This is a genomic window from Oscillibacter acetigenes (genome assembly GCF_025567605.1).
Lineage (GTDB): Bacteria > Bacillota > Clostridia > Oscillospirales > Oscillospiraceae > Oscillibacter > Oscillibacter welbionis.
The window spans coordinates 104,864-120,326 of the sequence record NZ_JAOQKG010000004.1 but is presented as its reverse complement, the minus strand read 5'-3'; the positions used below and the strand labels follow the sequence as shown (position 1 = coordinate 120,326).

Annotated in this window: 16 protein-coding genes; 2 read left to right on the top strand and 14 right to left on the bottom strand. The window is 63.2% G+C overall.

Annotation, left to right across the window (positions count from 1 at the left end):
• Positions 1-160: 160 nt before the first annotated feature.
• The 14 genes from OCV80_RS09380 to smc all read right to left on the bottom strand — a co-directional run bounded on the left by OCV80_RS09380 (position 161) and on the right by smc (position 13,712).
• On the bottom strand, positions 161-523 hold the full coding sequence (locus tag OCV80_RS09380) for a helix-turn-helix transcriptional regulator (protein WP_025544857.1): 363 nt from the start codon (positions 521-523) through the stop codon (positions 161-163).
• Positions 524-800: 277 nt separating this feature from the next.
• Positions 801-1,163, bottom strand: a complete 363-nt coding sequence (gene rsfS, locus OCV80_RS09375) for a ribosome silencing factor (protein ID WP_025544856.1) — start codon at positions 1,161-1,163, stop codon at positions 801-803.
• Between the two features lie 45 nt (positions 1,164-1,208).
• A complete protein-coding gene (locus tag OCV80_RS09370) occupies positions 1,209-2,846 on the bottom strand; it encodes an LCP family protein (protein ID WP_158629683.1) in 1,638 nt (545 codons plus the stop codon).
• Between the two features lie 22 nt (positions 2,847-2,868).
• Positions 2,869-4,485, bottom strand: a complete 1,617-nt coding sequence (locus OCV80_RS09365; RefSeq protein WP_136890771.1) for an LCP family protein — start codon at positions 4,483-4,485, stop codon at positions 2,869-2,871.
• A gap of 7 nt (positions 4,486-4,492) precedes the next feature.
• Positions 4,493-5,683: a bis(5'-nucleosyl)-tetraphosphatase (symmetrical) YqeK gene (yqeK, locus tag OCV80_RS09360; protein ID WP_021752101.1), complete on the bottom strand. Its 1,191-nt coding sequence runs from the start codon at positions 5,681-5,683 to the stop codon at positions 4,493-4,495.
• A gap of 13 nt (positions 5,684-5,696) precedes the next feature.
• Entirely contained in the window at positions 5,697-6,185 is a 489-nt protein-coding gene (locus tag OCV80_RS09355) for a GNAT family N-acetyltransferase (protein ID WP_119311325.1), read from the bottom strand.
• A gap of 16 nt (positions 6,186-6,201) precedes the next feature.
• Positions 6,202-6,531 carry a ribosome assembly RNA-binding protein YhbY gene (gene yhbY, locus OCV80_RS09350; protein ID WP_021750956.1) on the bottom strand — a complete coding sequence of 110 codons (330 nt, stop codon included), beginning with the start codon at positions 6,529-6,531 and terminating at the stop codon, positions 6,202-6,204.
• Positions 6,532-6,805: 274 nt separating this feature from the next.
• Positions 6,806-7,396 (bottom strand): XTP/dITP diphosphatase, encoded by a 591-nt coding sequence (locus tag OCV80_RS09345; protein ID WP_021750959.1) that lies wholly within the window; start codon positions 7,394-7,396, stop codon positions 6,806-6,808.
• On the bottom strand, positions 7,393-7,566 hold the full coding sequence (locus OCV80_RS09340; protein ID WP_267288376.1) for a hypothetical protein: 174 nt from the start codon (positions 7,564-7,566) through the stop codon (positions 7,393-7,395). The genes OCV80_RS09345 and OCV80_RS09340 overlap by 4 nt, the downstream gene beginning before the upstream one ends.
• 145 nt (positions 7,567-7,711) lie before the next feature.
• Positions 7,712-8,428 (bottom strand): ribonuclease PH, encoded by a 717-nt coding sequence (gene rph, locus OCV80_RS09335; RefSeq protein WP_021750961.1) that lies wholly within the window; start codon positions 8,426-8,428, stop codon positions 7,712-7,714.
• 292 nt (positions 8,429-8,720) lie between these two features.
• Positions 8,721-9,593: a signal recognition particle-docking protein FtsY gene (gene ftsY / locus OCV80_RS09330; protein WP_021750963.1), complete on the bottom strand. Its 873-nt coding sequence runs from the start codon at positions 9,591-9,593 to the stop codon at positions 8,721-8,723.
• A 21-nt stretch (positions 9,594-9,614) separates the two neighbouring features.
• A complete protein-coding gene (locus OCV80_RS09325) occupies positions 9,615-9,866 on the bottom strand; it encodes a hypothetical protein (protein ID WP_021750964.1) in 252 nt (83 codons plus the stop codon).
• A gap of 48 nt (positions 9,867-9,914) precedes the next feature.
• Positions 9,915-10,133 carry a zinc ribbon domain-containing protein gene (locus OCV80_RS09320; RefSeq protein ID WP_025545177.1) on the bottom strand — a complete coding sequence of 73 codons (219 nt, stop codon included), beginning with the start codon at positions 10,131-10,133 and terminating at the stop codon, positions 9,915-9,917.
• A gap of 12 nt (positions 10,134-10,145) precedes the next feature.
• Positions 10,146-13,712, bottom strand: a complete 3,567-nt coding sequence (gene smc / locus OCV80_RS09315) for a chromosome segregation protein SMC (RefSeq protein WP_136890772.1) — start codon at positions 13,710-13,712, stop codon at positions 10,146-10,148.
• A gap of 201 nt (positions 13,713-13,913) precedes the next feature.
• Here smc and OCV80_RS09310 point away from each other — a divergent pair, with 201 nt between their 5' ends.
• Together OCV80_RS09310 and yedE are read left to right on the top strand one after the other, a co-directional pair.
• Positions 13,914-14,150, top strand: a complete 237-nt coding sequence (locus OCV80_RS09310; protein WP_021748201.1) for a DUF3343 domain-containing protein — start codon at positions 13,914-13,916, stop codon at positions 14,148-14,150.
• A gap of 41 nt (positions 14,151-14,191) precedes the next feature.
• Positions 14,192-15,307: a YedE family putative selenium transporter gene (gene yedE, locus OCV80_RS09305; RefSeq protein WP_036629706.1), complete on the top strand. Its 1,116-nt coding sequence runs from the start codon at positions 14,192-14,194 to the stop codon at positions 15,305-15,307.
• Positions 15,308-15,463: the final 156 nt, after the last annotated feature.

Genomic DNA, 15,463 nt, shown 5'->3' with positions numbered 1-15,463 from the left:
GAGGCAGCCGGACTTGTTAAAACCGAAGTGCTTGGTGCATGGACCTGCCTCACAGGAAGCAGGCCCATTTTCATACAGGCGCGCCCAATGCGCCCTCACACTTCGCAGGGAAGGCTTTTCGCCCCCTGACTTATATCGCTGCCCCTTGATTCCGATTGTTTCATACTCCCCCGCCGGTCGCCTGATGCAGCAGCTCCTCCGCTGGCACACCGAAGAGCTTCGCCAGGGCCAGCAGGTTGGAGGTGCTGGGGTCCGCCGTGCCGGTCTCCCATTTGCTGACCGCCTGCCGGCTGACCCCCAGGGCCTCCGCCACGAACTCCTGGGTCATCTGGCAGCGCATCCGGTGGGCCTTGAGGACCTCTCCCAAGGTGCGGCGGGTCTCCGCTTTTTCCCTGCGGGCCTCCCCGCCCCGCAGGTACTTCCGCAGGGCCCGGATCAGCAGGATCAGCAGATAAATGAGCCCTGCCCAGATGGCCAGAAACAGGAGCAGCAGCGGGAGCATGATAATGGAACTGAATGCCATTGCAGTTGCCTCCTTTTGTTTTGGTGGTCTCAGCATACCCGGGGCGGGCGGTTGCGTCCACCAGCTATCGCGCAACTCTGGGTTGATAAGCAGAAAAAAGCTCCGGCGGTCAGCGCCGTCGGAGCTGATGTTTCCCCTTTTCACCGGACACGGCGCCCCACAAAATCTTCGTTTTGCGTGGCACCACATTGGACTCAAATGGGCAGGCAGAGCCTGCCCATTTCATATTTTTGCCTGCGGCAAAACGCTTGGACACGCCACTTGGCGCGAAGGGCGATCAATTCTCCGTCAGCACACCGGAGAGATCCACCGGCTTGCCGTCGTGCCAAAGCCGCTCCAGCGAATAGAACTCCCGGGCCTCGGCGGAGAACACGTGGACCACCACACAGCCGTAGTCCAGCAGGACCCAGGTGCCGTCCCGGTAGCCCTCCCGGCGGAGAGGATCCTCCCCCGCCTGCTCCTTCATGGCCTTCTCCACTGCGCCGCACAGGGCGTTGATCTGGGTGTTGGAATTGCCGGTGGCAATGACGAAATAGTCCGCCAGGGTGGTCTGCTCCGTGATCTCGATGGCGGCGATGTCGCCGCCCTTTTTCTCGTCCAGGGCTTTGGCCGCAGTCAGGGCCATCTCTTTGGGTGTCATGGACTCATCCTTTCTGATCGTTTGAATCTGCGGCACACCTGCCGCTCAGGTTACAATAATAAACCCGTCATCCGGGGCCGCGGTTCCGCCGTCGGACGTACCGGGGTCTACAGGAGGCGCCGTCTCACCATCAGACGGCTGGGAATCCGGCGACTCCGGGGCGGTTCCGCCGCTCTCACCTGCCGCCGGGTCTCCGCTGCCGCCCGGGAGCTGGCCGATCACCTGTCCTGTACCGGGGTCCAGGATCTGCCCGGTGCCGGGATCGATGATGCCGCCGGTCTCCGGGTCGATCAGGTCTCCCGTGTCCGGATCGATGCTCCCCGTACCGGGCTCCGTGGCTCCGCCGGGATCCGTGGTCTCTCCGTCGCCGGGCGTCCCGGCCGCCCCGCCGGTCTCCGGCGCTCCGGCATCAGGGCCGGTCCCTGTGCCGGTCTCCCCCTCCGGGGGCGTCTCCTCCTCCGGCTCCTGGGGCGTCCACTGGGCCTGCCAGTAGGACCGGGGATGGGTGGCGTTGCTGTCTTCCACATGACCGGTGGAGGAGCTGACGGAGCCGTCGCTGTTCACGGTCATCATATCCAGATCGCTGCGGGTAAATACCTCGGCGTAGGGGCTCAATTTGGTGTTCACCAGCTCCAGCAGTTCATTGGGATAGGGGGTCACATAAGAGGCCTCCGAGTATTCGCCGTTCGCCTTGCTGATAGACGCGCTGTAAGCATAAGCACTGCTGTTACCCGGCATGGTGACGAATTCCACGTTCTCCGCCTTCAGGCCACCTAAAAATGCGGCCTGCGCAAACCAGAGGATGTTTTGAAACGTCAGGTTTGTCTCCACATTGTCCTGAAATACCTGAATGAACTGCCGGACTTTCGGCACATTTTCCACTTTCAGCAGTTGCTCGACCATCGCCTTCAAAAACGCCTGCTGGGTCTTGATGCGGCCCACGTCTCCCTCCGGGTATCCCAGCGTCACGCCGTTCTTGCGGTTGTCATGGCGGTAACGGAGGACTTCCATGGCGTCCTCGCCCGTGAGCAGGCGATAGCCTTTCTCCTGATGGATATGGAGGTTTTGAAGAGGATCATCATAGTTCATATTCCGGGGCACATCGAACCAGACGCCGCCCATGGCGTCCACGATTTCACCCACGGCCTCCCACTCCACAATCACCTGATAATCCGGCTCAAAGCCCACCAGCTGGGAGATCTCCTTATACAGGGCCTGGATACCCCGGTCTCCGCCGCCATAGGTATTATAGACAGAGTTGATCTTCTTGATATCCCAGGAGACATTCACCATAGTGTCCCGGGGAATGGACATCACCGTGGCCTTCTGGTTGGTCACGTCGTAGCTGGCCAGCAGCATCGTGTCCGTATTGCCGCCGCCCCCCGTGTCCCGGCCCAGGATCAGAACTGTGTAGTAGTCCTGACTCTTCCGCTCCCCGTCGCTGCGGGGGCGGGTCCCCTCGCCCCAGTCGATCTCCTCCACCGGATCGGTGGGTTCTTCCGTCTCCTGGGGCTCTGTCTTGCCGGTGTTGAGGTCCGGCCGGACGAACAGGCTCTGCCAGGCCAGAACTCCCGCCAGGGCCACAGCCAGAACTGCGGCTGCGGCAATCAGCCCCTTCTGCCCCCTGGTCAGTCCGGACCGTCTCTTTGGGGGACGTCCTTTTCCATCCATCTGGTCCGCCATGGTGCCACCCCTTTTCCGTCATTCAGCTCACGATGATAAAGCCGTCATCCGGAGCCTCTTCTGCGGCAGCATCGCCGCCTCCATCTCCGGTGCCGGAGGTCTGGCTGTCTCCAGTGCCCGAATCGGTCGTTCCTCCGCCTGCGTCAGGCGTGCCGCCGTCCGGAGTCCCGCTTGTGCCCGTACCCGGATCGGTGGTCCCGTCGGTGCCGGTGCCGGTGGTTCCTTCTCCGGTGTCAGGTCCTGTGGTCCCGCCGCCGGTGCCGGGATCTGTCCCGCCGTCGGGCGTTGTCCCTGTTCCGGGATCCGTCGTGCCAGAGCCCGGGTCTGTGGTCCCGCCCGTCCCCGGGTCCGTGGTTCCGCCATCCGGCGTCACCGGCAGGCCGGTGTCCGGATCGATGGGATTACCGTTCTCATCCACCGTGGGCGTCTCCTCCTCCGGCTTGCTGGGCGTGGTAGGCTTCACCGGCGGCCGGGCCGCCCGGCTGTCTTCCACATGGCCGGTGGACGAGCTGATGCTGCCGTCAGAGTTGACGGACATAATGTCCAAGTCGCTGAGGGTGAATACCTCCGTATAAGGACTCAGCTTGGTGTTCACCAGCTCCAGCAGCTCATTCGCGCTGGGCACCACGTAGGATTGATAGTTGTGATAGGTGCGGCTCCAGCAGGATGCGGTCCGGTTGGGCATGGTGACAAACTCCACGTTCTCCATGCTCAGCCCACCCAGAATCGCCTGCTGGGCAAACCATAGGATATTCTGGAAGCTCAGGTCTGTCTCCACATTGTTCTGGAACACCTGGATGAACTGGTTGATCTTTGTGACGTTCTTGATCTGCAGCAGCTGGTCCACCATGGCGGTCAGAAACGCCTGCTGGGTCTTGATGCGGCCCAGATCGCCGTCCGGATAGCCGTAGCGCATGTCGTTGTCGTGGCGGTAGCGGAGCACCTGCATGGCGTCGTCCCCCGTGAGCAGGCGGTAGCCCTTCTCCTGGTGGATGTGAAGGTCCTGATAAGGATCGTCGTAGTTCATGTTCCGTGGCACGTCGAACCAGACGCCGCCCATGGCGTCCACGATCTGGCCCACGGCGTCCCACTCCACAACCACCTGATAGTCCGGCTCAAAGCCCACCAGCTGGGCGATTTCCTTGTAGAGATACTGGATCCCCCGGTCTCCGCCGCCATAGTAGTTATACACGGAGTTGATGCGCTTGATATCCCAGGAGACATTCACCATGGTATCCCGGGGAATAGACATCACCGTGGCCTTCTGGTTGGTCACGTCGTAGCTGGCCAGCAGCATCGTGTCCGTGTTGCCGCCGCCCCCCGTGTCCCGGCCCAGGATCAGGACCGTGTAATAGTCCTGACTCTTCCGTTCCCCGTCGCTGCGGGGGCGGGTCCCTTCGCCCCAGTCGATCTCCTCTTCCTGGGTCCCGCTGTCCGCATCCGCGTTCTTCTCCGGCAGATCCGGGCGAACGAACAGGCTCTGGCAGGCCACCACCGCGATCAGCACGATGGCCAGTACCACGGCTACCGCGATCAGCAGCTTCTGCTGCCGCGTCAGGCGGCTCGGTTTCTTCGGCTTCTTGGGTCTGCTCTTTTTCGGCGTCCCGCCCGCCGGATGCTTTCCGTTTTCTCTATCCACTGTCTCTCTATCCTTTCAATGCGTCCCGCGCCTCAATGGTGGCGTGGTGCACAGGGTTTCCCATTTCGGTCATCTCTTCGATGGTCATCTCCAGGCCCATCAGCAGGCCCTCGTCCAGGTCTTTATAACACACAGCGCGGAGTTTGTCTACCCCCGGAAAATTCCGGGAGGGCTCGATATAATCCGCCAGATAGATCACTTTTTCCAGCAGGGTCATGTGGGCATGGCCCGTGGTGTGCCACCAGATGGCGTTGTAGATTTCATCGTCCACACCGAACACGTCCCGGGCGATGGCCGCGCCGGTCTTGGCGTGGAGAAGCTTCAGGGCCTTCTGCTCCAGCTCGTCCAGCTGGATGCCGTACCGGCCGCACAGTTCCAGCTGCTCCTCCATGTTCAGCTTTTTTGTGCAGTCGTGCAGCAGTGCCGCTACCCGGGCCTTCTCCACATCGGCGCCGTACCGCTCCGCCAGACGGATGGCCTCCTGCTCCGTGCCCAGCACGTGGGGGATGCGCTTGTTTTTCAAATAACTCAGAGCTATCGGCCGCAGCTCCCGCAGGGGCAGGCGCTTCAAATCCGCCCGGGTGCCGTACAGTCCCTCCCGCAGGATATAGCCGTACACCGCCGGAGGCAGGAGATTCACGCCCTCTCCCTTCGCCAGCATGGTTCGCAGGTCTGTGGAGGACACATCCACCACGCCGGGGATGGTGAGGGTGAAGATCCGGGCCTGGGGATATGTCCGGTACAGATAGTCCCGCTGAACGGAGAACAGCTCCTCCGTGTCCGCCTCCGTTCGGCCGAAGGTGGCGATCCCCGCCAGGGACAGAATCTTCTCCGCTTCGTGCCAGGTCTGGATGGTGAGGAACATGTCCGTGCCCATCAGCAGCCACAGCTCGTCCTCCGGGTACCGCTCCTTCAGCTGGGCCAGGGTGTCGGAGGTATAGCTCCGCCCCGTCCGCTTCAGCTCCAGATCCAGTACCTGGACCCGGTCCCCCAGGCCCAGCTGCTCCCCCGCCAGGCGGGTCATCTCAAGCCGCTGTTCCGGAGTGGGGCTGCCCGCTGGCAGCGCCTTGTGGGGTGGCTCCCGGTCCGGGACCAGCAGCAGCAGGTCCAGCTTCAGCAGCTCGAATACCGCCCGGGCCGCGGTCACATGGCCCAGGTGGGGCGGGTTGAACGTCCCGCCGTAAACGCCGATCTTCATACGCGATTCCTCTTTATGGTTCAGATTTTTCCGCCGGAAGCTCCAACTCCATCTCGTCATCCGTGGCGGTGAAGCCATACCGCTGATACAGCGGGCGGCCCATGGCGGTGGTGTGGAGAGAAACCGTCAAACAGCCCCGCTCACAGGCCGCTGCCGTGAGGAGATCCAGCATCCGCCATGCGATCCCCCGGCCTCGGAAGGCAGGATCCGTCCAGATGTTCATAATATGGCCGGACAGACCCGCGGGATTGTGATAGGAGGGCATCTCCCGGCGGAGGTCCAGGCCGCCGGTGGCGGCCAGCCGCTCTCCCGCCAGCGCCAGAAGCGCAATGTGGCTGCCGGACGCCAGGGCCTGGCGGTAGTAATCCCGGACCGCATCCGGCAGGCCATGCGGCAGCGCCGCCGTCTCCGAAAGGTGCCGGTAGGTCCGGATGGCCCGGAGGCGGCTCTCCGTCAAGAGCTCCAGATCCCCGATCCCGGCAGTGCGGAACGTCAGTTCCATCGGGCGCCTTCCCGGGTCACTGGGGGCGCTTCTTTGCCGGCTTCACCAGCTGGATGCGCTTCTCCCTGGGCTTGGAGTGGCTCTCCCGGTACAGCACGAACTTCGTGCCGATGACCTGCACCACCTCGCTGCGGGTGGCCTTGGCCAGCTCCTCCGCGGCGGTGCGGGCGTCGTAGTCGATATTGTTGTCCAGCACCCGGCCCTTGATAAGCTCCCGGGCCTCCAGTGCGTCATCCGCCTGCTTGATGAGGTTTGCCCCGATACCGTCCTTGCCCACCTGCAGGATCGTGTCGATGCTGTTTGCCAGGCCCCGCAGCTGGGCCCGCTGTTTGCTTGTCAGTTCCATGTATACTCCTTTATTCCGGGAAATGGCCCCGGTCTTTTTTATTTTTCGTCATGCCAGGTAGACTGCCGCAGCTTCTCCATAGACTCCTAGGCAATCCACTCTTCTGTATAGCCGCAGCTGCGGCAGACATACCTCTGAATTTTTGCATTTACAAAAAACCGATGGGAAAAGAATTGTACAGCCCCGGCTCCACTGCCAGCAGGTCCGCGCTGCCGCATTTGGGGCAGCGTCCGGTCGTTTTCACCGCAGTTCCCTCCTCATCAAAGGTAGACGGTTATTTTTTCAAATAAGTTGCCAGTTTCTCCGAAAATGCCCGCAGAGCTTTTCCTCTATGGGAGATGGCGCCCTTCTCCTCTGCCGTCAGCTGGCCGAAGGTCCTGCCCTTCTCCGGCACCAGGAACACCGGGTCGTAGCCAAATCCCGCCGTCCCCATGGGGGCAAAGGCGATGGCACCGTCGCACCGGCCCTCCGCCGTCAGCTCGTCCCCGCCGGGAAAGGCGCAGGCGATGGCGCAGGCGAAGTGGGCCGCCCGGGTAGTCTGTCCCCGCATGTTCTGCAGCAACAGGGTATACCGCCCCCGGTCGTCCAGCTCCTCCCCGCCGTAACGGGCGGAATACACGCCGGGTCCTCCGTTCAGGGCGTCCACACAGAGACCGGAGTCGTCCGCGATGGCGGGCAGCCCGCTGGCCGCGCAGATGGCCTTGGCCTTCAGCATGGCGTTTTCCACAAAGGTGGTGCCGGTCTCCTCCACGTCTACGGAGATTCCCACGTCTGCGGGGCTCACCACTTCCACCCCCAGTCCGGAGAGGATATCCGCCATCTCCTTCAGCTTGCCGGGGTTATGGGTCGCCAACACGAATTTCATACCGTCTCCTCCTTTTCCGCCGCACGGTCCAGACGCTTGTTCCGGATGGTCAGCACCAGGTCGATGGTGACCATGGTGATATCCAGGATGTAAAAAGCCGCCACATAGGTGACATTTCCACTGATGAACTTCCCCGCCAAGCCGCAGAGATAGCCCACGATGATGCACACCTCAAACCATAGGCTCTTGCCCTTTGCAGTACGGGAGCGCACGGACTTTGTGATGTTGAAGGGCTAGGACAGGCCGAAGCAGATCAGCATAATCATCTCGAATACCTGCGCCACGGAAACCATCTCCTTCTTTCAATTTGTGGTTTTATCGCTTCAAAATCTCCCGCTGGAGCTTCAGCAGCTCCCGGTTGCCCTTGGCGCACAAGCGCACCAGCTCCTGTTGCTCCTGGGGTGTGAAGGCCCGGCCCTCGCCGGTGCCCTGGAGCTCGATGATCTCCCCCAGCTCATTCATCACACAGTTCAGGTCCACCTGGGCACGACTGTCCTCGCTGTACTGCAAATCCAGCATAAGGGTCTCCCCGACGATTCCCGCAGACACCCCGGTGACGAAATGCCGGATGGGATTGGAGGCCAGCACGCCCTCCTCCACCAGCTTCCGGCAGGCCAGGGCCAGCGCCACAAAGCCGCCGGTGACGGATGCGGTGCGGGTTCCGCCGTCGCCCTGGAGCACGTCGCAGTCGATGGTGATGGTATGCTCCCCCAGCTTCGCCAGGTCCACGGCGGCCCGGAGGGAACGGCCCACCAGCCGCTGGATCTCTGCGCTGCGGGGCGAGAGCTTCAGCTTGGCGATGTCCCGCTTGCTGCGCTCCCGGTTGGCCCGGGGCAGCATGGAGTACTCCGCTGTCACCCAGCCGGTGCCCTCCGGCACATGGGGCGGCACCCGGTCCTCCACGCTGGCGCAGCAGAGAACCATGGTGTTGCCGCACTGGATGAGACAGCTGCCCTCCGCGAATTTTACGAAATCAGGGGTGATTTTGATCGGGCGCAGCTCGTCAAACGCCCGTCCGTCTTGTCTGGTCATGGTATGCGCTCCTTTTCATTTTCCCCGCAGAGAGGACTGGATCGCCGCGAACGCACGGTCATAGTCATCCCTGTGAACATAGATGGTGTAGGTCAGGACGCTGTCCTGTACAGCAGTCGGAGCGGCCCCCTGCTGCGGCGGGCAGCCGCGGCGTATAGGCCCCGGGTCCTGGTGCCGCTGGAGAGCCCGGCATCTGAAAGCGCCCCGCGGATCAGAAAGTACATCTGCTGCGACGACACAGAGATCAGTTTTCTCCGATTCCAAATGGTGATCCTTGTCTCTCTGCTGCCGCTCAAATAATGGCCTCCACATATTCCTTCGCGTCGAAGGGCTTCAGGTCGTCCACCCCCTCGCCCACACCGGCCAGCTTCACCGGTACGCCCAGCTCCTTGGCGATGGCGATGACGATGCCGCCCTTGGCCGTGCCATCCAGCTTCGTCAGCACGATGCCGGTGAGTCCTGCGGCCTCCTTGAACTGGCGGGCCTGGATCAGGCCGTTTTGTCCGGTGGTGGCATCCAGCACCAGCAGCGTCTCCCGTGCGGCGCCGGGGCATTCCCGGTCGATGATCTTGGAGAGCTTGGCGAGCTCCGCCATCAGGTTAGCCTTGTTGTGGAGGCGGCCGGCAGTGTCGCACAGCACCACATCCACCCCTCTTGCCTTGGCAGCCTGCAGGGCGTCGAACAGCACCGCGCCGGGGTCAGCCCCCTCGTGCTGGCGCACAAGTTCGCAGCCGGCCCGCTCCGCCCAGATCTGCAGTTGGTCCGCCGCTGCGGCCCGGAAGGTGTCCGCCGCGCAGAAGAGGACCCGCTTGCCCTCGCTTTTCAGCTGATAGCCCAGTTTGCCGATGGACGTGGTCTTGCCTACGCCGTTGACGCCGATGAACAGCACCACAGCAGGCCGGGTCGAGAGATCCAGCTCCGTGCCGCCCACGTCCATCTCCTCCGCCAGAATGTCCCGGAGGGCGGCCTTGACCGCCTCCTGGTCCTGGAGCTTCTCCTTCCGGACCCTCGTGCGGAGTTTTTCCACGGCGTCCAGCGCCGTGTCCATGCCCAGGTCCGCCAGGATCAGCGTCTCCTCCAACTCCTCGAAAAAGGCCTCGTCCGCCTCGGAGAAGCCGGAGAAGAGATTTGTGGTGATCTTTTTCAGCTTGTCAAAAAAGCCCATGGTATCCTCCCAAATCGGAAATCAGCGCCGGAGAGGTTTATCCCAGTCCAACCTGTTTCCGCAGTATTTGCAGTATTCGCCGGGAAAAAGCGGCAGATGTGCCCCGCACTCCGGGCAGCGGATCACGAACAACTGGATCGCAAGGCCCGCCGCCAGCAGCAGTCCCCCGATCACGCCCGCCTCCGGTACAAATACGGTCCTGCTGAGGAACTGCAGAACAAATCCCGGGACTAGCAGGATAACGCTCAGGATCGTCCATCTGCGCAGTGTCATGAGATCGTCCTCCCAATCGCTTCAAATCCTCTTGCGCCGGGTCGCCGTTCACTCCACTTTCTTGCCGCAGTATGGGCAGGTCTTATCCGGTCGGAGCTCCCGAACGGACTTTCCGCAGTGGGGGCAGCGCAGCAGCCACCACACTAGCCCCAGATCCAAAAGGAAAATCAGCAGCCCTGCATAGGTCATCCATCCGCCCCGGAAGATAAGGAGGCCTGCCAGCAGGCCCACCCAGATGATCAGTATCTGTTTATGCTTGCGCTTCATGGATTCCGCTCCTTATTTGATCTTCAGCTCTTTCGCCATGTCATTCAGATTGATGGTCAGGATCTTGCTCACGCCCTGCTCCTGCATGGTGACGCCATAGAGGACGTCGGCCTCCTCCATGGTTCCCCGGCGGTGGGTGATGACGATGAACTGAGTCCGGCCTGCCAGCGTCCGCATATAGCGGGCGTAGCGGGTGACGTTGGCGTCATCCAGAGCCGCCTCGATCTCGTCCATCACGCAGAAGGGCGTTGGATGGACTTTCAGAATGGAGAAATACAGCGCGATGGCCACAAAGGCCTTCTCGCCGCCGGACAGCAGGGAGATGGTCTTGAGGGTCTTTCCCGGCGGCTGGGCCTTGATCTCGATGCCGCAGCCCAGGATGTCCTCCTCGTCCTCCAGTTCCAATCTGGCCGTCCCTCCCCCGAAGAGCTCCTGGAAGGTGGTCTGGAAGCTCTCGGACAGCAGCTTGAACTGCTCGGCGAAAATCTTGGTCATCTCCTCCGTGATCTCGCCGATGATGTTCTGCAGCTCGCCCTTGGCCTTCTCCACATCGTTGCGCTGGTCCGTCAGGTAGGTGTAGCGGGTGTTCACCCGCTGGAACTCGTCGATGGCCCCGATGTTTGGGGTGCCCAGGGCGGTGATGTCCCGCTTCAGCTCCCCGATCCGCCGGTTGGCCTTGGGCACGCTCTCCAGCTCGATCCGCTGTGCCTGGGCGTCGGAGTGGGAGAGTTCGTAGTGTTCCCACAGCCGGTCCAGGATCTGCTTTTCCTCCATGGCGGAGGTGGCCCGCTTCTGGTCCAGCTTGGCCACCGCCCGCTCCAGGTTCAGCAGGTTCTCGTTCATCTCCTGGCCCGCCCGGTTCTTGGCAGTCCGCTCCGCCTCCAGGGCGTTCTTCTCCTCTGTGATGGCGGCCAGCCGCTGCCGGAAGGCCGCGCCCCGGCCCGCCAGCTCCTCCAGCGCCGTCTGCAATCCGGCGATCTCTTCCTCCGCGGCGGCGATGTTTCGGCGGTAGGTCTCCGCCATCTGTTCCTTCTGCTCCCGGTCACCAGAGAGATCCGCGCACAGCGCCCGCAGGTCCGCGGCGCTGCGGACTGTGGCCTCCCGCTCGGCCGCCAGGGCAGCCAGATCGCTCTTTCTGCCGCTGATCTCCTCGGCCAGGGCACCGGATTTCTCCAGCAGCTCCGATTGGCCGGAAAGAGCCGCCTCCGCCTGGGCCCGCGCGTCCGCGGCGGCGGATTCCTGTCGGTTGATCTCCACCTGGGCGGCGGCAGACCGGGCGTCGTTGTCCGTCAGCCGTCCGGCCAGACTCTCCAGCTCGCCGACGAGGTTCTCCACGCTCTCCTCCAGGGAGCGCAGCAGGAGATCATATTGTCCCCTGATGCCCTCCAGCCGCAGGACCTCGTCCTCTGCGTGGCGGCGCTGGGCCTCCGCGGTCTCCAGCTCGTATTGGGCGGCGGCCAGTTCCCGGGCGGTATCCTCCTCCGCCTGCTTTGCCTCCGCCAGCTTTGCCTGCATGGCAGCGGTCCGGGCGGTGAGCTGCTCCAACTCCGCGGACCGGCTCAGTACACCGGCGGACCGGCTGGTGCTGCCGCCGGTCATGGAGCCGCCCCGGTTAATGACTTGGCCGTCCAGCGTCACGATCCGGAAGGCGTTGCGGTACTTCCGGGCCATGGCGATGCCGCAGTCCAGGTCCTCCACCACCACAGTGCGGCCCAGCAGGTTGTAAACAATATTCCGGTACGCCGGGTCAAATGTCACCAGCCGGGACCCCAGGCCCACAAAACCAAATTCCTTCTCCACGCCTTTTTCATGGAGCTCGTCACCCCGGATGGCGGTGAGGGGCAGGAACGTGGCCCGTCCGGCGTCCCGCTGCTTCAGGTAGCTGATGGCGGCCTTGGCATCCTCCTCCCGGTCCACCACAATGTTCTGCAGTCCCGCCCCCAGGGCGATCTCGATGGCCAAGGAGTACCTGCCATCGGTCTTCACCAGATTGGCCACCGGGCCATGGATGCCCTGCAGGCCGCTCTGTGCGCGGCACACGAACTTGACCGCCTTGGAGAAGCCCTCGTACTCCTTCTCCATCTCTGTCAGCAGGCGGCGGCGGTTTTCCAGCGCCCCCGTGTCCATGGTCAGCTGGACCCGCCGCTCCGCGGCGGCAGCGGCCTTCTTCTTCCGTTCCTCCATCCGCAGGCTGTGGCCGGCGATGATGTTGGCGGCGGCCTCCGCCTCGTCCCTGGCATCCTCCAGGGCGCGGCGGTTCTCCCGCGCCTCCTGCCGGGCGGACTGAAGCTGCTCCTCCGCGGCGGCCCTGTCTCGCTCTGCGGCCTCCCGCCGCTCCTGGATCTGCTTCTTCTCCGCGGCGGCGGCGGCCAGTTCCGCCCGCGCGTCCGCGGCGGCGGCCATGGCGAGGGCCTCCTGTGCCCGCAGGCGCTCCGCCTCGTTCTGGGCGCCGCCGGCCTGTTCCGCCATGGTCTGGGCGGTCTCCAGCAGGGCGGCCAGCGCACCGTTCAGCTCCCCGATCCGGCGGTCGATCTCCGCCACCCGGGCTTCCTGCTCCTCCGCCTGCTTCGCAAGGCCGCCGGAACGGCTCTCCGCCTCTGCCAGCTCCGCCTCCGCCCGCTGGATGTTCTCCCGGTTGTGGGTGACGGTGCTCTCCAGCACGGCGGCGGCGGACTCCTTCTCCTTGATCTGCTCCTCCAGAACGGCGGACTCTGTCCGGACACGCTCAGCCTCCATGTCCTTCTCCCGCATCCGCTCGCTGTACCGCTCCCCCTCGGCATAGAGGGCGTCCAGAGCGGCGCGGGCCTCGTCCCGCTGGGACTCTGCGGCGTGAAAGTCCGCCTCCAGCTTCCGGGCGCCCGCCTTCAGGGTGTCCAGGTTCTCCAGCCAGACGGAGATCTCCAGAAGGCGCAGCTCATCCCGGAGCACCAGATACTTCCTGGCCTTCTCCGCCTGCTCCCGCAGGGGCTCCACCTGAAGCTCCAGCTCGGCGATCTTGTCATTGATGCGGACCAGATTCTCCTCCGTCCGCTCCAGCTTCCGCTCCGCCTCCTCCTTCCGGTGGCGGAATTTGGAAATGCCGGCGGCCTCCTCGAAGATCTCCCGCCGCTCCCCGCTCTTGGCGGAGAGGATCTCATCAATCTTGCCCTGGCCGATGATGGAGTAGCCCTCCCGGCCCATGCCGGTGTCCAGGAACAGCTCCGTCAAGTCCTTCAGCCGGACAGACTGGCGGTTGATGTAGTATTCGCTTTCGCCGCTGCGGTAATAGCGGCGGGTGACGGACACTTCGCTCTCCTCCATGGTGGGGAAGATGTGCTCCGTGTTGTCCAGCACCAGCGTCACCTGGGCAAAGCCCACCTGGCTGCGCTTCTCCGTGCCGCCGAAAATCACGTCCTCCATCTTGGCGCCACGGAGGCCCTTGACGCTCTGTTCCCCCATCACCCACCGGATAGCGTCGGAGATGTTGGACTTGCCGGAGCCGTTGGGACCCACGATGGCGGTGATGTCCTCGCCGAAATTCAGGACCGTCTTGTCTGGAAAGGACTTAAACCCCTGGATTTCCAATGCGCGCAGATACAAACTCTCACCTCATTCGGCCTCTCAGCCAGATCACATACTATAACTAGTATAGTATAGCAAAGCCACTCCCCTATTTCAAGGAAAAATCTCCAGGTTCGGCGGCTCCAGCCGGAGCTGGGCCGTTATCCTCGAAACAGATCTCGCTTTTTCCATTTTTTCATGTTATTCTTTTGAAAAAATAACGAGTAGAGGAGGGAGTCCGTGCGAGAAAAAAGCCCCCGGCTGATCGTGACGTTTCACACCACTGCCGGGGCCATCGCCACAGAGCAGCTCTGCCGCCGCCTGGGGCTGGAGGGCAAACTGATCTCCGTTCCCCGGTGCATCACATCCGACTGCGGCATGGCCTGGTCCGCGCCGCCGGAGCTGCGGGAGCACCTGGAGACCCGGCTGCAGGAGGCCGGGATCGAGACAGCCGGTTTCTATGAGCTGCCCCTGTGACGATTTTCATCCCAGCGCCGAAGAGAGTGAGGAGTGTATTTATGAGAGAAAAGAGTTGGTTTCGGGAATACGGATTGATCTTGGCGGCGGGCGTGGCCGTGGGCATTGCCGCCCTGATCCTTACCGCCTCCGGCAACCCCAAGAACATGGGCTTCTGCATCGCCTGCTTCCTGCGGGACATCGCCGGCGCCCTGGGGCTCCACAGCGCCGCCAATGTGCAGTACATCCGGCCGGAGATCATCGGCATCGTGGTGGGGGCCGCGGCGGCAGCTCTGGCTGCCAGGGAGTTCCGGGCAAAGGCCGGGGCCTCTCCCGCCTGCCGGTTTGTGCTGGGGATGTTCGTGATGATCGGTGCTCTGGTGTTTCTGGGCTGCCCCCTGCGGATGGTCATCCGGCTGGGCGGCGGCGACCTGACTGCCGTTGCCGGGCTGGTGGGCTTCATCGCCGGGATCCTGGTGGGCGTGGTATGTTTAAAGAAGGGTTTCTCCCTGGGCCGGGCCTATCCCGTCCGCATGGGCGAGGGGTTCGTCCTGTCTGGGATCCTGATGGCGCTGTTGGGGCTGCTGCTGTTGGTGCCCACCCTGCTGAAGTTCTCTGAGGCGGGCCCCGGCTCCATGCGGGCCTTCTGGGGGATCTCCCTGGCGGCCGGTCTGGTTGTGGGCGTGCTGGCCCAGCGGAGCCGGCTGTGCATGGCCGGCGGCATACGGGACGCTGTGATGCTGCGGGACTTCAAGCTCCTCTCCGGCTTCCTGGCCATCTGGGGCACGGTCACCATTGGCAATCTGGTCCTGGGATCCTACAGCCTGTCCGCACTGTCCCAGCCCATCGCCCACAGCCAGTACCTCTGGTCCGCCCTGGGCATGGCCCTGGCGGGCTGGGGTTCCATCCTGCTGGGAGGCTGCCCCCTGCGACAGTTGATTCTGGCCGGTGAGGGCAACGGCGACTCCGCCGTGACCGTCCTGGGCATGATCGTGGGCGCCGCCGTCTCCCACAACTTCGGTCTGGCCGGCGCGGCGGATTCCGTGGCGGAGGACGGCACCTATGTGGTCGGCGGCATCGGCACTGCCGGCATGGCGGCGGTGGCCATCGGATTCGCGGTACTGCTGGCCATCACGGTGACCCATTTGCCGAAAACGGAGGCTGTATCGCGTGATTGAGCACACAATGTATGAAAATCGTCTATCGCCCTGTCCTGACAGGCAACCGGCGATGGCGGAAAATTTTCCCATTTTGCACAGGGAAAATCCTTGAATCTGTGCCGCATATCGCGGCGAAAGGGGAATTTGATATGGTAGATACCCGCGGATACATTT